Annotated in this window: 25 protein-coding genes, 1 pseudogene and 1 riboswitch; of the genes and pseudogenes, 13 read left to right on the top strand and 13 right to left on the bottom strand. The window is 71.2% G+C overall.

The window, feature by feature from the left end; all coding sequences use genetic code 11:
• Positions 1–31: 31 nt before the first annotated feature.
• Positions 32–361 carry a hypothetical protein gene (locus DEJ49_RS01550; protein WP_150181999.1) on the bottom strand — a complete coding sequence of 110 codons (330 nt, stop codon included), beginning with the start codon at positions 359–361 and terminating at the stop codon, positions 32–34.
• Between the two features lie 205 nt (positions 362–566).
• Here DEJ49_RS01550 and DEJ49_RS01555 point away from each other — a divergent pair, with 205 nt between their 5' ends.
• Positions 567–1,613: an NAD-dependent epimerase/dehydratase family protein gene (locus tag DEJ49_RS01555; RefSeq protein ID WP_190329235.1), complete on the top strand. Its 1,047-nt coding sequence runs from the start codon at positions 567–569 to the stop codon at positions 1,611–1,613.
• A gap of 82 nt (positions 1,614–1,695) precedes the next feature.
• Here the strand turns inward: DEJ49_RS01555 and DEJ49_RS01560 are convergent, their stop codons facing one another.
• On the bottom strand, positions 1,696–3,339 hold the full coding sequence (locus DEJ49_RS01560; RefSeq protein ID WP_150182000.1) for an alpha/beta hydrolase: 1,644 nt from the start codon (positions 3,337–3,339) through the stop codon (positions 1,696–1,698).
• 249 nt (positions 3,340–3,588) lie between these two features.
• Between DEJ49_RS01560 and DEJ49_RS01565 the strand changes: the two genes are divergently transcribed.
• Together DEJ49_RS01565 and DEJ49_RS01570 are read left to right on the top strand one after the other, a co-directional pair.
• Positions 3,589–4,608: an NAD(P)H-dependent flavin oxidoreductase gene (locus DEJ49_RS01565; RefSeq protein ID WP_150182001.1), complete on the top strand. Its 1,020-nt coding sequence runs from the start codon at positions 3,589–3,591 to the stop codon at positions 4,606–4,608.
• Between the two features lie 51 nt (positions 4,609–4,659).
• Complete coding sequence (locus DEJ49_RS01570) at positions 4,660–4,953, top strand: hypothetical protein (protein WP_150182002.1); 294 nt, start codon at positions 4,660–4,662, stop codon at positions 4,951–4,953.
• A 24-nt stretch (positions 4,954–4,977) separates the two neighbouring features.
• On the opposite strand, the gene DEJ49_RS01575 is transcribed toward DEJ49_RS01570, so the two are convergent.
• From DEJ49_RS01575 to DEJ49_RS01605, 7 genes are all read right to left on the bottom strand, one after another.
• The gene (locus DEJ49_RS01575) at positions 4,978–5,721 is read right to left on the bottom strand and encodes an urease accessory protein UreD (protein ID WP_150187983.1); all 744 of its coding nucleotides are present in this window, start codon (positions 5,719–5,721) and stop codon (positions 4,978–4,980) included.
• An 86-nt stretch (positions 5,722–5,807) separates the two neighbouring features.
• Positions 5,808–6,491 carry an urease accessory protein UreG gene (gene ureG / locus DEJ49_RS01580; protein WP_150182003.1) on the bottom strand — a complete coding sequence of 228 codons (684 nt, stop codon included), beginning with the start codon at positions 6,489–6,491 and terminating at the stop codon, positions 5,808–5,810.
• A gap of 77 nt (positions 6,492–6,568) precedes the next feature.
• Complete coding sequence (locus tag DEJ49_RS01585) at positions 6,569–7,243, bottom strand: urease accessory protein UreF (RefSeq protein WP_150182004.1); 675 nt, start codon at positions 7,241–7,243, stop codon at positions 6,569–6,571.
• 61 nt (positions 7,244–7,304) lie between these two features.
• Positions 7,305–9,026, bottom strand: coding sequence for an urease subunit alpha (locus DEJ49_RS01590; protein WP_150182005.1), 1,722 nt, complete (start codon positions 9,024–9,026; stop codon positions 7,305–7,307).
• Complete coding sequence (locus tag DEJ49_RS01595; RefSeq protein WP_150187984.1) at positions 9,019–9,330, bottom strand: urease subunit beta; 312 nt, start codon at positions 9,328–9,330, stop codon at positions 9,019–9,021. Before DEJ49_RS01595 ends, DEJ49_RS01590 begins: the two co-directional genes overlap by 8 nt.
• Positions 9,331–9,379: 49 nt before the next feature.
• The gene (locus DEJ49_RS01600; RefSeq protein ID WP_055563552.1) at positions 9,380–9,682 is read right to left on the bottom strand and encodes an urease subunit gamma; all 303 of its coding nucleotides are present in this window, start codon (positions 9,680–9,682) and stop codon (positions 9,380–9,382) included.
• A 279-nt stretch (positions 9,683–9,961) separates the two neighbouring features.
• Positions 9,962–10,240: a type II toxin-antitoxin system Phd/YefM family antitoxin gene (locus DEJ49_RS01605; RefSeq protein WP_150182006.1), complete on the bottom strand. Its 279-nt coding sequence runs from the start codon at positions 10,238–10,240 to the stop codon at positions 9,962–9,964.
• Between the two features lie 115 nt (positions 10,241–10,355).
• Here DEJ49_RS01605 and DEJ49_RS01610 point away from each other — a divergent pair, with 115 nt between their 5' ends.
• The 4 genes and pseudogenes from DEJ49_RS01610 to DEJ49_RS36250 form a co-directional block, all read left to right on the top strand.
• Positions 10,356–11,003 (top strand): ATP-dependent Clp protease proteolytic subunit, encoded by a 648-nt coding sequence (locus DEJ49_RS01610; protein WP_150182007.1) that lies wholly within the window; start codon positions 10,356–10,358, stop codon positions 11,001–11,003.
• Positions 11,004–11,011: 8 nt separating this feature from the next.
• Entirely contained in the window at positions 11,012–11,320 is a 309-nt protein-coding gene (locus tag DEJ49_RS01615; RefSeq protein WP_150182008.1) for a hypothetical protein, read from the top strand.
• 359 nt (positions 11,321–11,679) lie between these two features.
• Positions 11,680–11,856, top strand: a riboswitch (cyclic di-AMP (ydaO/yuaA leader).
• A gap of 3 nt (positions 11,857–11,859) precedes the next feature.
• The gene (locus tag DEJ49_RS01620) at positions 11,860–12,333 is read left to right on the top strand and encodes a C40 family peptidase (protein ID WP_150182009.1); all 474 of its coding nucleotides are present in this window, start codon (positions 11,860–11,862) and stop codon (positions 12,331–12,333) included.
• A 63-nt stretch (positions 12,334–12,396) separates the two neighbouring features.
• A pseudogene (locus DEJ49_RS36250) lies at positions 12,397–12,570 on the top strand (DUF6328 family protein); the annotation flags it as partial.
• Positions 12,571–12,632: 62 nt separating this feature from the next.
• Here the strand turns inward: DEJ49_RS36250 and DEJ49_RS01625 are convergent.
• On the bottom strand, positions 12,633–13,085 hold the full coding sequence (locus DEJ49_RS01625) for an ATP-binding protein (RefSeq protein ID WP_150182010.1): 453 nt from the start codon (positions 13,083–13,085) through the stop codon (positions 12,633–12,635).
• Positions 13,086–13,357: 272 nt separating this feature from the next.
• Between DEJ49_RS01625 and DEJ49_RS01630 the strand changes: the two genes are divergently transcribed.
• Both DEJ49_RS01630 and DEJ49_RS01635 read left to right on the top strand, forming a co-directional pair.
• Entirely contained in the window at positions 13,358–14,221 is an 864-nt protein-coding gene (locus tag DEJ49_RS01630; RefSeq protein ID WP_150182011.1) for a helix-turn-helix domain-containing protein, read from the top strand.
• Positions 14,222–14,230: 9 nt separating this feature from the next.
• Entirely contained in the window at positions 14,231–14,455 is a 225-nt protein-coding gene (locus DEJ49_RS01635; RefSeq protein WP_150182012.1) for a DUF397 domain-containing protein, read from the top strand.
• 32 nt (positions 14,456–14,487) lie between these two features.
• Here the strand turns inward: DEJ49_RS01635 and DEJ49_RS01640 are convergent, their stop codons facing one another.
• The gene (locus tag DEJ49_RS01640; protein WP_150182013.1) at positions 14,488–15,666 is read right to left on the bottom strand and encodes an 8-amino-7-oxononanoate synthase; all 1,179 of its coding nucleotides are present in this window, start codon (positions 15,664–15,666) and stop codon (positions 14,488–14,490) included.
• Between the two features lie 120 nt (positions 15,667–15,786).
• Here DEJ49_RS01640 and bioB point away from each other — a divergent pair, with 120 nt between their 5' ends.
• The 4 genes from bioB (at position 15,787) to DEJ49_RS01660 (ending at position 19,850) form a co-directional block, all read left to right on the top strand.
• Entirely contained in the window at positions 15,787–17,001 is a 1,215-nt protein-coding gene (bioB, locus tag DEJ49_RS01645) for a biotin synthase BioB (protein WP_150182014.1), read from the top strand.
• The gene (locus DEJ49_RS01650) at positions 16,994–18,280 is read left to right on the top strand and encodes an adenosylmethionine--8-amino-7-oxononanoate transaminase (RefSeq protein WP_150182015.1); all 1,287 of its coding nucleotides are present in this window, start codon (positions 16,994–16,996) and stop codon (positions 18,278–18,280) included. The genes bioB and DEJ49_RS01650 overlap by 8 nt, the downstream gene beginning before the upstream one ends.
• 1 nt (position 18,281) lies before the next feature.
• Complete coding sequence (gene bioD / locus DEJ49_RS01655; RefSeq protein WP_150182016.1) at positions 18,282–19,016, top strand: dethiobiotin synthase; 735 nt, start codon at positions 18,282–18,284, stop codon at positions 19,014–19,016.
• A gap of 162 nt (positions 19,017–19,178) precedes the next feature.
• Positions 19,179–19,850, top strand: a complete 672-nt coding sequence (locus DEJ49_RS01660; RefSeq protein ID WP_150182017.1) for a class I SAM-dependent methyltransferase — start codon at positions 19,179–19,181, stop codon at positions 19,848–19,850.
• 37 nt (positions 19,851–19,887) lie between these two features.
• Here DEJ49_RS01660 and DEJ49_RS01665 read toward each other — a convergent pair whose 3' ends face one another.
• Positions 19,888–20,259, bottom strand: coding sequence for a fic family toxin-antitoxin system, toxin component (locus DEJ49_RS01665; protein WP_069884487.1), 372 nt, complete (start codon positions 20,257–20,259; stop codon positions 19,888–19,890).
• Positions 20,260–20,263: 4 nt separating this feature from the next.
• Positions 20,264–20,512 carry an antitoxin gene (locus DEJ49_RS01670; protein ID WP_150164163.1) on the bottom strand — a complete coding sequence of 83 codons (249 nt, stop codon included), beginning with the start codon at positions 20,510–20,512 and terminating at the stop codon, positions 20,264–20,266.
• Positions 20,513–20,523: the final 11 nt, after the last annotated feature.

Consider the following 20,523-nt stretch of genomic DNA (forward strand, 5'->3'; position numbering starts at 1 on the left):
GCCGCGACGCACCCCGCTTGGTAGCCGCTCGCTAGCCGAAGAACACCGAGTGCGGAACCGTGGCTCCGCCGTACACGCCACCGGTGTTGGGCGCCAGCGTGTCCTGCGGGAGGGTGCAGTCCTTGCCCCGGTAGAGCGTGGCCACGGTGTCGGTGAAGTTGTCGACGACGCCACCGCCGCCCGGCATCACGATGCACTCGTCGTCCGACGGGTTCTCCATGACCTGCCGGAAGCCCGTGTCGGCCCGGTTGTAGGCGAACTTGCCCGACGCGGCCTCGGCGCTGGTCGACAGACCCGTCACCAGCACGGCCGCGGACGCGGCCACCACGGCCGACCTGCCCAGTCGTTTCCACTTGCCCATGGGAATCCCCTGTTCTGAAGCGGACGATGTCCACTCCAGGACAGCAGGACGGCGCCGGGCCCACCGCCACTCCCCCGGGAAGACACCCGAAAGGAGCGGCGCCGCCGCGTGCGCTCCCGGGGCACGCGACGCACGAGCGACCCGGCCCGTCTGCCGACAGCAGATTCCTCTTCTGCGCGCGGCGCCCCGCGCCTACGGTCCGATCATGAAGAGCGCATTGGTGATCGGAGCGACGGGACAGATCGGGCGCGTCGCGGTGCGGGCCCTCGCCGAGGACGGCTGGGCGGTCCGGGCCGCGTCGCGGGGCGCGGGCCGCGACGAACGGTGGCCCGGGGACGTACGAGCGGTGCGGCTCGACCGGGAGGACGACGCGGCGCTCGCGGGCGCGCTCGGCGACGGTGTGGACCTCGTGGTCGACATGGTGGCGTTCACGGCCGCGCACGCCCGGCAGTACGTGGAGTACGCGGACCGGATCGGGTCGGCCGTGGTGCTGTCCAGCGGGGCGGTCTACGCGGACGGGCGGGGCCGCGGCTTCGACACCCAGGACGAGCCCGACGGCTTCCCCGCGTACCCCGTGCCGATCCCGGAGAGCCAGCCCACGGTCGAGCCAGGCGACGCGACGTACGGCACCCGCAAGATCGGCATCGAGCGGGACCTCCTGGCGCTCGGCGACACGCTGCCGGTGACACTGTTGCGGGCCGGCGCGATCTACGGCCCGTACTGTCCCGCACCGCGCGAGCTGTACTTCGTGAAGCGGAACCTGGACAAGCGGCGCACGCGCGTCCTCACCCACGGAGGACGCAGCCGCTTCCACCCGGTGAGCGTGCACAACATCGCGGAGCTCGTCCGTCTCGCGGCCGCGCGCCCCGGTTCCCGGGTCCTCAACGCGGCCGATCCGGAGGCGTCCACGGTCGCGGAGATCGGCGCGGCGATCGACCGCGTGATGGGGTTCGAGAGCGAGACGGTGACGGTGCCCGGCGAGGCCCCCGCCCCGAACGTCGGTGTCACCCCGTGGAGCACGGCGCATCCGGTCGTCTACGACATGTCGGCGGCGGAGCGGGAGCTGGGGTACCGCGCCGTGACGTCGTACGTCGACGCCCTGGAGGAGACGGTCGACTGGCTCACGAGCCGCCTGGGCGACCGCGACTGGCGCGAGGTGTTCCCGAGGATGGCGGCGAACTACGACCGGTCGGTCGACCTGTTCGACTACGCGGCGGAGGACGCGTGGCTGGCGGGAGACCGGATCTCCTGAGCCACCGGATACAGGAGACGGCCGCCACCGGGATTCGCGCCGGTGGCGGCCGTGCAGGTCACCTCATGCGTTACGGCTCGCGTTACGGCTTGGGCGTGGCGTGCGGGCCGCAGGTGACGTCGGACGCGTCGACCTCGCCGGTCAACAGGTAGGCGTCGACGCGGGTGTTCAGGCACGGGTTGGCGAGGTTGGTGATGCCGTGGGAACCGGCGTCCTTCTCCGTCACCAGGCGGGAGCCCTTGAGGCGCTTGTGCAGCTCGACGGCGCCCGGGTACGGCGTGGCGGCGTCACGCGTGGACTGCATGATCAGCGTCTTCGGCAGACCCTTGTGGGTCCCGACCTCGATCGGACGCTGCTGCTTGCTCGACCAGGTCGCGCAGGGCAGGTTCATCCAGGCGTTGCCCCAGGTCATGAAGGGGCTGGTCTTGTGGATGCGGGTGTTGTCGCGGTCCCACTTCTTCCAGCTGCGCGGCCACTTGGCGTCGGCGCACTCGACGGCGGTGTAGACGGCGTTGCCGTTCTCGCTCGCGATGTTGCCCGCGGTGTCGGAGAGGTCGGGGCTCGCCGCATCGATGAGGGGCTTCGGGTCGCCGGCGACGTACTTGCTCCAGTTCGTGGCGATCTCGACCCAGTACGAGTCGTAGTACGGCGCGTTCTGGAAGTACGACTGCAGCTCGGCCGGGCCGACGACGCCGTTCAGGGGCTGCTTCTTGGCGGTGGCGCGCAGCTTCTCCCACTGGGCGCGGACCTCGGTGTAGGTGCCGCCGAGGTGGAAGGCGGAGTCGTTCTTCGCGACCCACGTCATCCAGTCGATGAGGCGCTTCTCGAAGGCGACGTCCTGGTCGAGGTTGACCTCGTACCAGATCTTGTCCGTGCGCGGGTTGACGACGGAGTCGAAGATCATGCGGCGCACGTGCGTCGGGTAGAGGGTGCTGTAGACCGCGCCCAGGTAGGTGCCGTAGGAGACACCGAGGAAGTTCAGCTTCTTCTCGCCGAGCGCGGCGCGGATCACGTCCAGGTCGCGTGCGGTGTTGGGCGTCGTCATGTGCGGCAGCATGTCGCCGCTGCGCTCCTGGCAGCCGTCGGCGTACTCGGCGGCGAGCTTGCGCTGGGCGCGCTTGTCGGCCTCGCTGTCGGGAATCGGGTCCAGCTTGGGCGCCTTCACGAACTCCTGCGGGTCGACGCAGGATATGGGCGCGGAGTGGCCGACGCCGCGCGGGTCGAAGCCCACGAAGTCGTACGCCTTGGAGGTCTTCTCCCAGAGCTTGTTCTTGGTGGTGACACGGCGCGGGAAGCGCATGCCGGAGCCGCCGGGGCCACCGGGGTTGTAGACGAGGGCGCCCTGTCGCTCGTCCTTGGTGCCGGTGCTGCCGATGCGGTCGACGGCGATCTTGATCTTCTTGCCGTCGGGCTTGGCGTAGTCGACGGGGACGGTGACCCAGCCGCACTGGATGGGCTTCTCGAGCCCCCAGTCGGCGGGGCAGTCCCGCCAGTCGATGCCGGACTTCGCGGCGCGCTGCGCGGCGAGGACGGCGCCGCGCATCTCACGGTCCTTGCCGGAGCGGGCCGCGTCGGTCCGCGGCGTCGAAGCGGCGTCGGCGTTCGCCGTCGGGGCTGCGACGGCACCGGCTATCAGCGTCGCCGCGACGAGGGCCCCCGCGGATCCGAACACCGCCGTCCGCCGTCTGGTCCCTGGGGTCCTTCTCAAGTCGGGCCTCCCGCACATCGATTCGAGCAGATTCGATCAGTACGGGGGATCCTTGCGTCTGTGGGGTGGCCGAGAACAGATGGGGGGACTGTTCTTTACTAATCCGATAACCGGTGTGGGTGGTACCGGCTATCGGCGTGACGGGTTCAGACCGTGGGGATGGGTTCGCCCGTGGCCCGGCTGGCCGGTTCCTGCGGCTTCGTGGGTGGCCGGTTCGCGGGAGAATCGTTGCCGCGGGGTCGGACGCAGGCCGGGGAGGACGCCGACATGAGTGTGCTGTCGACCAGGCTCACCGAGAAGTACGCCGTCCCCCATCCGTTCGTCTGCGCCGGGATGGGCATCGTCGGCGGCAACCCCGAACTGGCGGTGGCCGTCGCCGAGGCGGGGGGTATCGGCGCGGTGGGAGCCGCTTTCATGCCCCCGGACGTCCTGCGGCAGACCATCCACGAGGTACGCAAGGGCGTCGGGCGTGCACCGTTCCACATCAACCTGATCACGTACTTCGACAACTCCGAGCACGTCTCCGTCTGCGCCGAGGAGCAGGTGCCGATCGTCTCGTACCACTGGGGCCACCCACCGGCCGAACAGCTCGAACAGCTCCGTGCGGCAGGGGTTTCGGTGTGGGAGCAGGTGGGCTCCGCCGACGCGGCCAGGCGTGCCGTCGACGACGGTGTGGAGGCGGTCGTCGCGCAGGGCTGGGAGGCCGGCGGGCACAACTTCGGCGGGCTGCCCACCATGGTCGGTGTGCCCGCCGTCGTCGACGCGGTGGGAGATCGCGCGCTGGTCCTCGCCGCGGGCGGCATCACCGACGGCCGCCAGGTCGCCGCGGCCCTCTGTCTGGGCGCCGACGGCGTCTGGGTGGGCACGCGCATGGCCGCCACGCGTGAGGCGCAGGTGCATCCGGAGCACCATCGTCGCCTCGTCGCGGCCCTGGGCGAGGACACGGTGCTCACCGCGATCTTCGGCCCCGAGTGGCCGGAGTTCAACCCGATGCGGGTGCAGCGCGACCGCGTGGTGGCCGAGTGGCACGACCGTCTCGCCGAAGTGCCGAGCGCCCGCGACGCGCTGGAACAGGTGGGCACGACCGTCCTTCAGGGCGAGGAGACCGTGCTGCGCAAGTTCAACGTACTGCCGCCCGTGCCGGCGACCGAGGCGGACTGGGAGGAGATGCCCTGGCTGATGGGCCAGGGCGTCGGCCTCATCCACGACATCAGGCCCGCCGGCGACGTCGTCCACGAGATGATGGGGCAGGCCGAGGAGGTGCTGACGGGGCGTCGGCAGCGGTGACGGGGATGCCCGGCCAATGGCCTCTCGGCGCTCGGTACGTAGGATGCTTGCATGCCCATGCCGAGACCCAGGCACCGCCGTACGTGGATCGCCACCTGGGCGGTGCTGTGCGCGGGCGGGGTCGCGGCCACCGCCGCGTTGAACGCCTCGTCCACGCCGGACCGGCCACCCGAGGAGCCCGTCAGCGCTCAGTGCCGGGCCTACATCGCCGAGGTCGACCGGCAGTTGGCCGAGGCCGAGCAGGGCGGCCGGAGGGACAGAGTGCAGGCCTACGCGGGCATCCGGAACAGCGGCGAGGACGACTGCGACGACGAACTCGCCCGCCATCTTCGAGAGATCCGATAGCCCGCCCTCGGCGTCGCCCCGCCCTCACCCCAGACGACGCAGAGCCTCGTCCATCGCCCTGCGGACCAGTAGCGCGTCCGGTGCGACGGCCGTGACCAGGACGCCCGGGCCCGCGAGCGGCGTGATCGCGGCCCACTCCCCCAGCGGTTCGGCGGGGGGCTTCTCGTGCGCGTACTCCGGTCGTACGACGATGAGTTGACCGATCGCGCGATGGCCCGCCAGGACCGCGGGGCCGTCCCAGCCGCCGGGGGCACCGGGGCCGCAGGCCAGTTCCTGGTCGAGGAGCAGGTGTCCGGCACGGCGTACCGTGAGGCGGCTGGTGAGGCGGCCCGGGACCTCTCCCGTGCGGCCGAGGACCTGCTCCTCGCGCAGCACCAGGCGTGCACCCGCGGCCAGTTCGGCGCTGGTCGTGACGCGCAGGTCGCTGCCGCACACCGAGATCAGCTGTTCCGGCAGCCAGTGCAGTTCGGCGCCGTCGGCCACGGACAGGCGGACGTCGTAGCGTGCCGCCTTCTCCGTCTGGCCCGGCAGCGCCATGGTGGCCGCCGCCGAGTCCATGTGGAGTGCGGCCCCGGCGTGGACGGCCGCCTCGACGGTGAGGTGGTCGCCGCCGAGGGGACCACTCATCGCCCCGACCAGCGTCACGCGCGCCGTGCGGCCCGTGGAGCGGGTGCGGCGCAGCGCGAGCGGGCCCTCGCCGTCGAGTACCGGCAGGGCGACGCGGCCGCGGTCATCGGTGCGTGCCTCCACGCGGGCGGTGGCGCGGATACCCGCGGCGTTCGGTCGCCTCCCGTCGGCGCCGGGGTGCGGGACGGCGTCCGCGACGGCCGCACCCCGGGACGCGAGGTCCACCGTCACGCCGACTCGGTCCACGCCGCGTACTGCTCACGCACCCATGCCGCGACCGGGCCGACGCCCTCGCCGGACCGCAACGACTGGAACGCCACGGGCAGTTCGGCGCGCTGGGCCTTCGCGTCGGCGGCCATCCGGGCGAGGTCGGAGCCGACATGCGGGGCGAGGTCGGTCTTGTTCACGACGAGCAGGTCCGCCGTCGAGACACCGGGGCCACCCTTGCGCGGGATGTCGTCGCCGCCCGCGACGTCGATGACGAAGATCTGCGCGTCGACGAGGCCCTTGGAGAAGGTCGCCGTGAGGTTGTCGCCGCCGGACTCGACGAGGATCAGGTCGAGCGGACCCACCTCGTCCTCCAGGTCCTCCACGGCCTCCAGGTTGGCGGAGATGTCGTCGCGGATCGCGGTGTGCGGGCAGGCCCCGGTCTCCACCGCGGTGATGCGCTCGGGCGGCAGGACGGCCTCGCGGAGCAGGAACTCGGCGTCCTCGCGGGTGTAGATGTCGTTGGTGACCACGGCGAGGGACAGTTCGTCGCGCAGGTCGCGGCAGAGCGCGGCGACGGTCGCCGTCTTGCCGGAGCCGACCGGCCCGCCGAGCCCTATGCGCAGCGCGCGGCGGGTGCCGTCGGGGCGGTGGGCGTCGGCGGATACGGCGGCGGGGCCGTCGTGGGAGTGGTCGAGGTGCATGTTGCTGCTCCTTCGTGTGGTGCCGGTGGTGCGGAGAGAGGCAGGTGTGCGGAGACCCGTACGGGCAGCCGCGAGGGCTAGGACGCGAAGAGCCGCACGGGCCATGCCGCGTGGGCCTCCGCGCTGATCTCCAGGAGCGGCGCGGACGCCGCGGGCAGCGCGTCGACGCCCTCGTCGACGGCGCGTCGCGCGGTTTCGGCGGCCCGGTGTGCCACCTCGTCGACGTCCGGGGCGAGCCGGGCGAGTACGGCCGTGGCGTCGAAGGGGTCGAGGCTGAGGAGCCGTACGGTGGCGGTCGCGGGGCCGCTGATCCCTTCGTACGCCGAGCAGTACGCGGCGTCCTCGGGGCCGAGTCCGGCGGCGCGGGCGGCGAGCCCGAGGACCACCGGCTGGTGGGCCCCCTTGGGAAACTGCCGGGCCAGCGCGTCCAGTTCGGGGTGCGGCCAGGTCGCGCGGGCGGCCCGCATCATCTGCCGGCCGAGGCGCCGCGCGGCGATGCGCAGGGCCGGTGACGGCGTGCGGGCGTCCGCAGCCGCGTCCAGGGCGCCCGGGTCGACGCCGAGGGCGGCGGCCGCGGCGAGGGCGGCCGCCACGAGCCCGGAGGTGTGCAGCCGGCCCCGGCAGAACGCCTCCAGGCTCGCCGCACCGGTGATGCGGCCCGCCTTGACGGCCGCTTCGGCCCCGCCGGAGTGGGCGTGCCCACCGGCGGGGAAGCGGCCGTCGGCCAGGACGAGGAGTGCTGCTCGTGACATGTGATCGTCGCCAGCTGTCGAGGGTGGAGGATCGGGGAGCGGGTTTCCGGCCGTCAGGCCGTCAGAACAGGAAGTACCGCTGTGCCAGCGGCAGTTCCGCCGCCGGTGACGGTTCGACGAGTTCTCCGTCGATCGTCACGGCGAAGCTGTCCGCCGCGACCTCGACCCGGGGCAGCGCGTCGTTCTCGCGCATGTCGGCCTTGCTGCGCCCCCGCGTGGAGCGGATCGCGGCGAACGGCTTGTCGAGGCCCAGGCGTTCCGGCAGTCCGTCGTCCAGGGCCGACTGGGTCACGAAGTTGACCGAGTTCAGGGCCGGGGCCCTGCCGTGTGCCCCGTACATCCGTCGGGGCAGCACCGGCTGCGGGGTCGGGATGGAGGCGTTCGCGTCGCCCATCTGCGCGTACGCGATCTGGCCGCCCTTGATGACGAGCTGCGGCTTGACGCCGAAGAACGCCGGTTCCCACAGGACGAGGTCGGCGAGCTTGCCGGACTCGACCGAGCCGAGCTCGTGGTCGATTCCCTGGGCGACCGCCGCGTTGATCGTGTATTTGGCGACATAGCGACGCGCGCGGCGGTTGTCGGCACGGGTGTCCCCGGGCAGGAAACCGCGGCGTCGCTTCATCACGTGCGCGGTCTGCCACGTACGCATGATCACTTCGCCGATGCGCCCCATCGCCTGGGAGTCCGACGACATGATCGAGATGGCGCCGAGGTCGTGGAGGATGTCCTCCGCCCCGATCGTGCTGGGCCTGATGCGCGACTCGGCGAAGGCGAGGTCCTCGGGGACGGCCGGGTTCAGGTGGTGGCAGACCATCAGCATGTCGAGGTGCTCCTCGACGGTGTTGACGGTGTGCGGCCGGGTGGGGTTGGTGGAGCTCGGCAGCATGTTGGGCAGCGAGACCGCCGTGATCATGTCGGGCGCGTGCCCGCCGCCCGCGCCCTCGACGTGGAAGGCGTGCAGCGTGCGGCCCGCGACCGCGTCGAACGTGGCGTCGATGAAGCCGGCCTCGTTCAGCGTGTCGGTGTGGACGGCGAGCTGGGCGCCGGTCTCCTCGCAGACGTTCAGACACGCGTCGATCGTGGCGGGCGTCGCGCCCCAGTCCTCGTGGATCTTGAAGCTGACGGCGCCGGCGCGCAGCTGGGCGTGCATCGACTCGGCGTTGACCGTGTTGCCCTTGCCGAGGAAGCCGATGTTGACCGGGCTGGACTCCAGCGCGGCGAACATCCGGGCCAGGTGCCAGGCGCCCGGCGTGATGGTCGTGGCCTTGCTGCCCTCGGCGGGCCCCGTACCGCCGCCGAAGAGCGTGGTGACACCGGAGGCGAGCGCCTCGTCGACGATGGTCGGCGAGATGAAGTGGATGTGGGTGTCGATGCCGCCCGCGGTGAGGATCTTGCCGTTGCCCGCGATGACCTCGGTCTCGGGGCCGATGACGAGGTCGGGGTGGACGCCGTCCATGGTGTCCGGGTTGCCGGACTTGCCGATGCCGGTGATGCGGCCGTCGCGGATGCCTATGTCGGCCTTGACGATGCCCCAGTGGTCGATGACCACCGCGCCGGTGATGACGGTGTCGGGCGCACCTTCGGCGCGGGTGGTGCGGGACTGGCCCATCGACTCGCGGATGACCTTGCCGCCGCCGAACACGGACTCGTCGCCGGAGCGGCCGGGTCCGCCCGAGCGGTCCTCCTCGATCTCGATCAGGAGGTCGGTGTCGGCGAGCCGGATCCGGTCGCCCGCCGTGGGGCCGAACAGATCGGCGTACGCGGCACGGGACAGCTCAGGCATCGAGGGCACCTCCGGTCTCGCCACGCAGGCCCGGCACGACACGCTTGCCGGCCAGCGGGACGAGTTCGACGTCGACGGGGATTCCGGGCTCGAAGCGCACGGCGGTTCCGGCGGCGATGTTGAGCCGCTTTCCGTGCGCGGCGCCGCGGTCGAAGTCAAGACCCGGATTGGCCTCGGCGAAGTGGTAGTGGGAGCCGACCTGGACGGGCCGGTCGGCTGCGTTGAGGACGGTGAGGCGGGTGACCTCGCGGCCCTCGTTGTAGGGGACGGGCTCGTCCGCGAAGAGGATCTCTCCGGGGATCAGCCCTTGTCCCGTGCCGTGCGGAGCGGCATGCATGTGACGCGAACTCCCGTCAGACGATCGGCTCGTGGACGGTGACGAGCTTGGTGCCGTCCGGGAAGGTGGCCTCGACCTGGACGTCGTGGATCATCTCGGCGATGCCCTCCATGACGTCGTCACGGGTGAGGATCCGCCGCCCGGAGGACATGAGCTCGGCGACGGTGCGGCCGTCGCGGGCGCCCTCCAGGATGTGGGAGGTGATGAGGGCGATCGCCTCGGGGTGGTTCAGGAGCAGTCCCCGCGCCCTTCGCTTCTCGGCCACGTCCGCGGCCACATGGATGAGCAGTCTCTCCTGCTCGTGCGGGGTCAGTTGCACGGTTCCCACCTCAAGTCCTCGCCCGAACCATGCGGGGTCCGGTCGCCGCGGCCACCGCGACGGGTATAGATGTAACACACATCGAAAGCGCGCGATCTTGCGCACCCCGGATAGAAAAACCGCTGGTGGCGTGGCACGGGAGGGTAGTTGGAAGGAGTTTCAACGAGGTTAACCAGTCATTGACCATCGCATGACTGTCCGCTGGGCTGCGCCATACCTGTCGATGCCCTGGGCAACCTTTCGAGGACCCGGGCGCAGCTCAGGGAATGTGCCGAACTGTTACGTCGCCCGCGGACCGTGGTGTTCCGCCGCGATGCCGAACCGCTGCCGCTCGGACGGCGCGGGTGTCACCGACCCGACCGACGTGACCGTACTGACCGTCCGCTCCTCCGTGTCCGCCGCGAGCCCTTCGAGACGCTCCAGATCGGCGGCGGACACCAGCGCCACGAGCGGCTTGCCGTGCCGCGTGACGACGACCCGCTCACCTCCGTAGACGACGCGGTTGATGAGCTCGGCGAGCTCTGCGCGGGCTTGCGTCACCGGAATCTCGTAGGCCATGCGTCCAGCTTAGACGCCACTCTTCGCGGGGCCGGGCATGAGCAAGCCCCCATGCGTTACGTACGTCCTGTACATTTTTTACAGAGACCGGAAGAGACCGGAAGAGAGGCGCGCCATGAACCGTCCGCACCGTCCACCGTCCGCCCGTCACGTCCTGCCCGAGTTCACCGAACGCACCAGTTCGGGGGCGCGGACCATGGATCCGTACTCCAAACTCCTCGAAGAGCGCATCGTCTTTCTCGGCACCCCCATCGACGACACCTCCGCGAACGACGTGATGGCGCAGTTCATGCATCTCGAGTACCAGGCGCCGGACCGCGACATCTCGCTGTACATCAACTCACCCGGCGGCTCGTTCAGTGCGATGACGGCGATCTACGACACCATGCAGTTCGTCAGGTGCGACGTGGAGACGACCTGCCTGGGGCAGGCCGCGTCCGCCGCCGCCGTGCTGCTCGCCGCCGGCACACCCGGCAAGCGGTTCGCGCTGCCCGGCGCGCGCGTCCTCATCCATCAGCCCGCCATCGCCGAACCGCTCAGGGGTCAGGCCACGGACCTCGCGATCCAGGCCGACGAACTCCTGCGTACACGGCGGCTGTTGGAGGAGATGCTCGCGCGCCACACGGGGCGGAGCGGGGAGCGGATCGCCGCGGACATCGAGCGGGACAAGATCCTCGACGCCCCCGCCGCCGTCGCGTACGGCCTTGTGGACCGGATCATTCCGAGCCGCAAGACGTCGCTCGCCGCCCGCGACCCGAGGTGACCCCGCCGATGCTGCCGCCCGAACTGCCGCCGCTCCCCGCGCTGACCCGCGCCGAGGCGGAGCTGATCGACCGCTATCTCGAAGTCGTCGATCTGCTCGGCCGGATCAATCCGGCCCGCGCCGAGCACACCTACGGCGGACTGCGCGCCGCCCAGGCCCTCGTCGGCCGGGCGGGCGCCCTGCGCGACGCGCTCGCCCTCATGCATCAGCGGGGCGAGAGTGAAGTGCACGCGCCGACGCTCGCCCAGGCTCTGCGCGTCCTCGACGGGGAGCGACGGGCCGGAAGAGTCACCGTGCCGCCCCCGCGCGAAGGCTGAGGCTCCGTCGGCCCACTGTGTCCTCCGACACCTCGACGTCCGGGGCGACTTCGAAACGGACCAGTCGGGCTACCACGGACGGCGTACGAATACGTCGTTCCTCGTGGGGGCGAAAGTTGCGTTCTGCGAGTACAGCACCGGCGGAATGGTGTATTCCGCTGCTGGTCGGGGGGTCGTAGGACCACGCCGTCCGGAGGCGATTTCGGCAGTGTCCACCTGAACAGGTCAGTCGTGAGGAGCCTCACAAAACGCCGTTTCGGCTCGGTTTTTCGACCCATCTCGGGTCAAGATCCCTTCCGACGACAAGCCCCCGCCACAGCGGCGGGGCGGTCCGGGCGGACGCCGAGTCCTGCCGCCACCCGGATGACCGGTCGACATCTGTGCAACGGCAGGAGTGGAGGACCCAGGTACGACGGGCCCGTCCGGGAAGTCCGGACGACGCCCTTGGGGTGAAGCCGCAGAGCACGACGCGGCCGGGCATCTTCGCCTGCCCGAACCCGACAGGTCATCTTTCACAGGCGGCTGACGAAGGGTTGCGCATGACCGCGCTGAATCATGTTCCGTCGCTGCTCACCAGGACCGGTGCCGCATCGGTCCTCACGCTCGCCGTCGTAGGCGGCACCGTCGTGGCCCCCGGGCTCACGTCGGAGGCCGAGGCAGCCACACACGGGACGAAGGCGCTCAATATCGCGGCGTCCAAGAAGGGCTCCCCGTACCGCTACGGCTCGGCGGGACCCAACCGGTTCGACTGCTCGGGACTGACGCTCTACTCGTTCAAGAAGACGGGCAAGAAGCTCCCGCGCACCGCCGCCGCGCAGTACAACAAGACCAAGCACATCTCCAAGTCCAGCCGGACCCGTGGCGACCTGGTGTTCTTCCACTCCGGTCGGAACGTCTACCACGTCGGGATCTACGCGGGTAACAACCGCATCTGGCACGCTCCCAAGAGGGGCACCGTCGTGCGCCTGGAGAAGATCTGGTCCAAGAGCGTCTGGTACGGCAGGGTCCGCTGAGATCCTGTCGTTGAACCACCGCGGCCGGTCCGGCGCGCGCCACGCACCGTCAGGTGCCGGTGCGTGGAGCGCGCCGACCGCAACGTCGCGGAGCCGCTCCAGGAGCTGAGGGTGACGCGGACGGGCCTCCAGATCCTCTTCGCCTTTCTGCTCACCCTCGCCTTCAGCCCGCGCTTTCCGTCGCTGGACGCGGTGCGGCGCGGCACCTACGTCACGACGCTGCTGCTCGCGGTGCTCGGGCTGTGGGGCGTACTGCCACGGCAGGTAGGGCGCCGGAACGTGCGATGGTCGGCCCCACGTCAGTGGGCGGCGTCGCGGGGAGTGCGACGGACGGGCGCGCGCCAGGGCAGCGCGATCCACACGGTCTTGCCGCCCTCGTCGGTGGGGCTGACCGAGAGCCTGCCGCCGCACTCGGCGGCCAGCCAGCGAATGATCACCATGCCGCGGCCGTTGTCCTGCTGGACGGCCGCGGGGAGGCGCTTGGGGTAGCGCGGATGGCTGTCGGTGACGCCGATCCGCAAGTGTTCGTCGCGGTCGAGTTCGACGTCGACCGTGAAGGTGGGCGACTGTCCCAGGGTGTGCTGCACTGCGTTGGTGGCGAGCTCGGAGACGATCAGTCTGATCGTGTCGGCCACCTCGGCGTCGCCGGGCAGGCCCCATTCCGCGAGCACGCGCGAGACGTATTTCCGGGCGGCGGGGACCGAGGCAGGATCGCTCGGCAGGGTGACGGAGGCTTCCTGGTGGTCTGCCATGACGGCGCTGTCCCTTTCCCACCGGGACCGGTCTCCGACCCGCGGCGGATGACTCGAGGACAGTCCCGGACTGGTGCTTCGCGCCAGCCTGCCACTCCTTGGCCGGTCACGGGTGGCGATCCACCGAGATGTGCATATATCTGTCGCTCGAAGCGGTGAACTCTGCTACGGCAGACCGTATTTGGGCGGGAGAGCGGTACTTCCTCTAATCTCGCCTACTGCCCTGCCCCGCCGCCGGGAAATCCGGCGGCTCCATCCGGAAGGAGACAGGCATGCAGTACGGCCCCGCGGTGCGCCGCCGTCAGCTCGGTGCCGAACTCCGCGCGCTGCGCGTGCAGGCGGGACTCACGAGCAGCCAGGCCGCGGCCAGGGCCGGCTGGCACCAGTCCAAGGTGAGCCGGATCGAGACGGGCCGCAGTGGCGTGAAGGCCGCCGACGTGCGGCTGCTCCTGGAGGTGTACCAGGTGCAGGACCCGCGCCTCGGTGAACTGCTCATAGCGTTCGCCGGCTCCGACGACCCGGGGGCGGGGCGCCACCACTGGTGGAAGGCGTACCGCGATCTGCTGCCCGCGACCTATCGGGATTTCATCAGCCTGGAGTCGCAGGCGAGTTGGATGCGCACACTCGAGACGACGGTCGTGCCGGGCCTGTTGCAGACACCCGCGTACGCGCGTGCGGTGACGCGGGCGGCACTCGGCGGAGTGCCGCAGAAGCAGGTCGACGCGTTGGTCGAGGTCCGTCTCGCCCGTCAGGACGTGCTGCGCGCGGATCCGCCGCTGCGTCTGCACGTGGTGATGGACGAGGCGGTGCTGAGGCGTCCGGTGGGTGGGGCGGAGGTTTTCGCCGAACAGTTGAATTGGCTACGACAAGCATCTCTTCTGCCCCACGTCGAGCTGCAGGTACTGCCGTTCGCCGCGGGTGAGCATGTAGGTCTGATCGGTTCTTTCGTTATTCTTTCATTTCCGGACATTGCTGATCTGGATGTGGTTGTTCTCGACCATTTGACGAGTAGCCTCTACCTCGAACGGAAAGAAGACCTCCAGGCGTACTCGGAGGCCTACTTGTCCCTTCAAGTACAAGCGCTCTCACCCGAGGACTCAACGGAATTCATCGCCGGGCTACGCGACGGCGCGTAAGGAGGCACCATGACCGCACTGCCTCGGTACGTACCTTCCAGCACGACACTTCAAGGTGCGCGGTGGCAGCGCAGCAGTTTCAGCAATGGAATGAACAACTGCGTCGAGACCGCCACCCTCGACTCGGGTCCACTGACCGGCCTGTGCGCCGTGCGTGACTCGAAGAACATCGCAGGGCCAGCCCTGCTCGTCTCCCCCGGCCCCTGGGAGTCGTTCCTCAACAGCCTCCGGTAGGCGCTTCCCGGCCCCGGGCGGGGCCCGGCACGCTATCGGTGCGCACTGCGGCTGATCACCCGTACGGCATCGGCGATCTGTGCGTCGGTGAGGTCCGCGCGGGCGGTCAGCCGCAACCGCGAGACGCCGTCGGGCACCGACGGCGGCCTGAAGCACCCCACGGCAAGACCCTCGGCCCGGCAGTCGGCCGCCCATCGGACGGCCCGCTCGGGCGACGGCGCGCGCACGGAGACGACGGCGGCGTCGGGACGTACCGCCGAAAGACCCTCGGCCGTGAGCCGCCGGTGCAGCTCGGCCGCGACCTCGCGGGCACGCGCGGCGCGTTCGGGCTCGCGGCGCAGCAGGCGCAGGGCGGCGAGCGCGGCACCGGCCGCGGCGGGCGCGAGACCCGTGTCGAAGATGAACGTACGGGCCGCGTTCACCAGGTGCTCGATGACCGCGGCGGGTCCGAGCACGGCGCCGCCCTGGCTGCCGAGGGACTTGGAGAGCGTCAGGGTGGCCACCACGTCGTCCGCCCCCGAGAGCCCCGCGGCGTGCGGCGCGCCCCGGCCGCCGTCGCCGAGCACGCCGAGGCCGTGCGCGTCGTCGACGATCAGCCCCGCCCCGAACTCCCGGCACACCGCGGCCTGTCCGGCGAGGGGCGCCATGTCGCCGTCCACCGAGAACACCGAGTCGGACACCAGGACGGCGGGCCCTCCGCCGTGGGCGTCCAGCGTCTTGCGCACCGCGTCGGGGTCGGCGTGCGGCACCACCTGGGTCGTCCCGCGCGCGAGCCGGCACCCGTCGATCAGGGACGCGTGGTTGCCCGCGTCGGAGACGATCAGTGAGCCGTGCGGGGCGAGCGCGGTGACGGCGGCGAGGTTCGCCGCGTAGCCGGAGGAGAAGACGAGGGCCGCCTCGAAGCCGCAGAACCCGGCGAGTTCGCGCTCCAGTTCGGCGTGCAGCTCCGTGGAGCCGGTGACGAGCCGCGATCCGGTCGCTCCGCCGCCCCACCGCCTGGCCGCGGCGGCGGCGCCCTCGACGACCTCGGGGTGCCGGGTCAGGCCGAGATAGTCGTTGCCCGCGAGATCGAGGAGCCCTTCGGGGTCCGCGGAGCGCGGGCGCAGGGTGCGGACGAGTCCGGCGTCCGCGCGCAGCCGCGCCTGCTCGTCGAGCCAGCCGAACGCCGTGCCGGAAGCCGCGCCCGTCAGAGGGTGCCTGTTTGTAGACATTGCACAGACCTTAGTCGCCGGACCCCCTGGCCAGGATGTGGCAATACCCACACCTCAAACCGTTTCTGTTGTGCGAAACCTCCTTGGCCGGGGAGGCTGCCGTACGTAAGGATCAGCGCCATGGACCTGCTGAACACGCTGGTGGACAAGGGGCTTCGGCGCGAGCTGCCGACCCGTGAAGAGGCGCTGGCCGTACTGGCCACCTCCGACGACGATCTCCTGGACGTAGTGGCCGCAGCCGGGAGGGTGCGGCGGCACTGGTTCGGGCGACGGGTGAAACTCAACTATCTGGTCAACCTCAAGTCGGGCCTGTGCCCGGAGGACTGCTCGTACTGTTCGCAGCGCCTCGGCTCCAAGGCCGAGATCCTCAAGTACACGTGGCTGAAGCCCGAGGAGGCCTCGCAGGCCGCGGCGGCCGGGGTCGCGGGCGGCGCGAAGCGGGTGTGTCTGGTCGCGAGCGGCCGCGGTCCGACCGACCGCGACGTGGACCGGGTGGCGAAGACCATCGCCGCGGTCAAGGAGGAGAACGAGGGCGTCGAGGTCTGTGCCTGCCTCGGTCTCCTCTCGGACGGGCAGGCGGAGCGGCTGCGGGGTGCTGGCGCGGACGCGTACAACCACAACCTCAACACGTCGGAAGCGACGTACGCGGACATCACCAAGACGCACACCTACGCCGACCGCGTCGACACCGTCCAGAAGGCGCACGCGGCGGGCCTGTCCGCCTGCTCGGGCCTGATCGCCGGCATGGGCGAGCAGGACGAGGACCTCGTCGACGTCGTCTTCTCGCTGCGTGAGCTCGACGCGGACTCGGTGCCGGTCAACTTCCTGATCCCCTTCGAGGGCACGCCGCTGGCCAAGGAGTGGAACCTCACGCCGCAGCGCTGCCTGCGCATCCTGGCGATGGCCCGCTTCGTCTGCCCGGACATCGAGGTGCGCATCGCCGGTGGCCGCGAGGTGCATCTGCGCTCCCTGCAGCCGCTCGCCCTGAACATCGCCAACTCGATCTTCCTGGGCGACTACCTGACCAGTGAGGGCCAGGCCGGCAAGGACGACCTGGCGATGATCGCGGACGCCGGTTTCGAGGTCGAGGGCATGGACCAGGTGACGCTGCCGCGGCACCGCGTCGACGCGGCGGCGGGGTGTGGTGCGCACGAGGGCGGTTCCTGTGGCTCGCACGAGGGCGGCGGGTGCGGGCCCTGCGGGTCCGCCGAGCCGGCCGCCGAGCCGGTGACCGAACCCGTGGCCGAGCCCGCGGCGGATTCCAACGAGGCGCGCACGGACCTGGTGGCGGTACGCCGCCGGGGTGCGGGAACGGACCTGGCGCCCAATGCCTGACCTGTCCACCGCGGATCTGCTCGCACTCGACCGGCAGCACGTCTGGCACCCCTACGCTCCGATGCCGGGCCGCCAGGAACCCCTGGTCGTCGAGTCGGCGAGCGGCGTCCGGATGCGTCTCGCGGGCGGCGACGAGCTGATCGACGGCATGTCGTCCTGGTGGTCGGCGATCCACGGCTACAACCACCCGGTCCTGAACGAGGCGGTACGCGGCCAGCTGGACCGCATGAGCCACGTGATGTTCGGCGGGCTCACCCACGAGCCCGCCGTCTCCCTCGCCAAGCGCCTCGTCGACATGACGCCCGACGGTCTCGAGCACGTCTTCCTCTCCGACTCGGGGTCGGTCTCGGTCGAGGTCGCCGTCAAGATGTGCCTCCAGCACTGGCGCTCGCTCGGCCGCCCGGAGAAGCAGCGGATGCTGACGTGGCGGGGCGGCTACCACGGCGACACCTGGCAGCCGATGGCCGTGTGCGACCCCAAGGGGGGCATGCACGAGCTGTGGCAGGGCGTGCTGCCGCGACAGGTGTTCGCGGACGCGCCGCCGAGCGGGTTCGACGCGTACGAGGAGGCGTACGCCGAGCACCTCCACGAGCTGATTGGACGGCATGCCGGTGAGCTCGCCGGAGTGATCGTCGAGCCGGTGGTGCAGGGTGCGGGCGGGATGCGGTTCCACTCCCCCGGCTATCTCCGGGCGCTGCGGCAGGCCTGCGACGCCCACGACGTGCTGCTGGTCTTCGACGAGATCGCGACGGGCTTCGGTCGTACGGGCGCGCTGTTCGCCGCCGACCACGCCGGGGTCACGCCCGATGTGATGTGCATCGGCAAGGCACTGACCGGCGGTTACCTGTCGATGGCCGCGACGCTGTGCACGTCCCGGGTCGCCGACGGGATCTCTGAGGGCGAGGTGCCGGTCCTGGCGCACGGCCCGACGTTCATGGGCAACCCGCTGGCGGCCGCGGTGGCCGGCGCCTCGATCGACCTGCTGCTCGGGCAGGACTGGCACACCGAGGTCAAGCGGATCGAGACGGGGCTGCGGGAAGGGCTCGCCGAGGCGGCCGCCCTCCCCTCGGTCCGTGAGGTCCGTGTCCTCGGGGCGATCGGCGTCGTCCAGCTGGACCACCCGGCGGACATGGAGGCGGCGACGCGGGCGGCGGTGCGCGAAGGCGTGTGGGTACGGCCGTTCCGCGACCTCATCTACACGATGCCGCCCTACATCACGGGCGACGACGACGTGGCACGGATCGCGCGCGCGGTGTGCGCGGCGGCGAAGGAGGGCTGACGTGACGGTGATCGTGGTGTCCGGCACGGGCACGGAGATCGGCAAGACGGTGACGACGGCCGCGGTGGCCGCCGTGGCCCGCGCGGCCGGGCGCAGCGTCGCGGTGCTCAAACCGGCGCAGACCGGGGTCGCTCCCGGTGAGCCCGGCGACGCCCAGGAGGTGCTGCGGCTCGCGGGCGACGGCATCACCACGCGTGAACTCGCCCGCTATCCCGAGCCGTTGGCGCCCGACGTGGCCGCGCGGCGGTCAGGACGCGCCCAGGTCCACCCGCGGGAGGTGGCCGACGCGGCGGCGAAGCTCGCGACCGAGCACGACCTGGTCCTGGTCGAGGGGGCGGGCGGTCTGCTCGTACGTCTCGACGACGAGGGCGGCACCCTCGCGGACGCCGCCCGGCTCCTCGGCGCCCCGGTGCTCGTCGTGGTGTCGGCGGGGCTCGGCTCGCTCAACACGACGCAGCTGACGGCGGAGGCGCTGCGGGCGCGCGGCGTGCGCCAGCTCGGTCCGCTGGTCGGCAGCTGGCCGGCCGTCCCGGACCTGGCGTCCCGCTGCAACCTCGCGGACCTGCCGAAGGACGCGGGGTCGCCGCTGCTCGGAGCGATCCCGGAGGGCGCCGGGGCGCTCGACGGCGCCGACTTCCGTGCGGCGGCGGCGGGTTGGCTGAGTCCTGAGCTCGGCGGCACGTGGGACGGGCTGTCGTTCGCCGAGCGGGAGGCGCCTGCGCCGCTGGTGCACTGATGCGGTGAGCGGGACGGCGGGTGGGTGGCCTCCGGGACGCGGTGGTGAGCCGCGTCCGCTCTTCGGGGTCGCCCGCCCGCCGCCGGGGCACCATGGCGGTATCCACTCGCCCCGCCGAGGTCTGCAACGAGGCCTTTGCCGAGGTCTTCTTCAGGAGGGCCCATGTCGCCGCGCTCCGCCAAGCCCGTGTCCCGGGACGCCGTGCACCACCCCGTCTTCGCCCGCTTCTACGCCCGGCAGAGCGTGGCCGCCGAGCCGGTGATCGGCGCCCATCGCCGTGAGCTGCTCGCCGGTCTCTCCGGCCGGGTGATCGAGGTCGGCGCGGGCAACGGGCTCAACTTCGCGCACTACCCGGGGGCGGTCTCGGAGGTGGTGGCGATCGAGCCGGAGCGGCTGCTGCGGCGGCTCGCGGTCGCGGCGGCGCTGCGTTCGGATGTACCGGTGGATGTCGTGCCGGGCGTCGCCGAGGCGCTGCCGGTGAAGAGTGAGGCGTTCGACGCGGTTGTCGTCTCGCTGGTGCTGTGCAGTGTGCGGGACGTGCCGCGGGCGCTCGGCGAGCTCCGCAGGGTGCTGCGGCCCGGCGGTGAGCTGCGGTTCTTCGAGCACGGCAGGGCACAGGGGAAGGTGATGGCGACCACGCAGCGCGCCCTGGACCGCACGGTGTGGCCGCCTCTGTTCGGCGGCTGTCACGTCGCCCGGGACACCCTGGCGGCCCTGCGCGACGCGGGGTTCGAGCTCGGTGCGCACCGGCGGCTCCTGGTGCCGGCGAAGGGGCCGCGGCTCCCCACGTCGTACTGCGTGCTCGGCACGGCGTACCGCCCCGACTCACCCTGACCGGCCTGTCGGCCCGTGCTCCCCATGCTCCCCGTGCTCACAGACTCCACAGGCGCAGCTGGTCCGCGATGGCGTGCACGCTCGCGCCGTCCTCCTTCACCAGCCGGGCGAGGTCGCGCACCTGCTCCGGCGAGGTGACGACCTTCAGGCCGCTGGAGACGAGGTAGGCGTAGGCGACGGAGGAGGCGAAGAGGGCGTTGGAGCGTTCGAGCGCCGGGATGTGGAGGAGGACCTGGAGGAGCGCCGCGGCGCGGTCGTGCGGGGTTTCGTAGACGGGCACGCCGAATATCTCCGCCTCGTGCCGGCTCACGGCGGCGACGAGTGCGCCCCAGTCGGTGACCTGGGGGTCACCGGGCGTCTTGTGTTCGGCGATCATGAGGAGCCAGGCAAGGTCGATTCTGAGGTTCAACGGCTCAGCGACGACCTTCACGCAGCGGGCGGCTGCCCTCGCGCTCCATGCCGAACTCCTCGGCGAAGACGGATTCGTACTGCTTCATGAAGTCGGCGGCGGCCTCGACGAAGGTGTGCCCGATTTCCCCGGCGTCCTGTTTGACCAGTTCTTCTATGTAGCGGTTCACGCTCATGCCCCGGGCCAGGGCGCGCTCCCGCGCGGCCCTGGCGGTGTCCTCGTCCACTCGCACGTTCAGCTGAGTCTTCGCCATACCGTCAAGCT

The organism is Streptomyces venezuelae, from assembly GCF_008642335.1.
Classification (GTDB): Bacteria; Actinomycetota; Actinomycetes; order Streptomycetales; family Streptomycetaceae; genus Streptomyces; species Streptomyces venezuelae_F.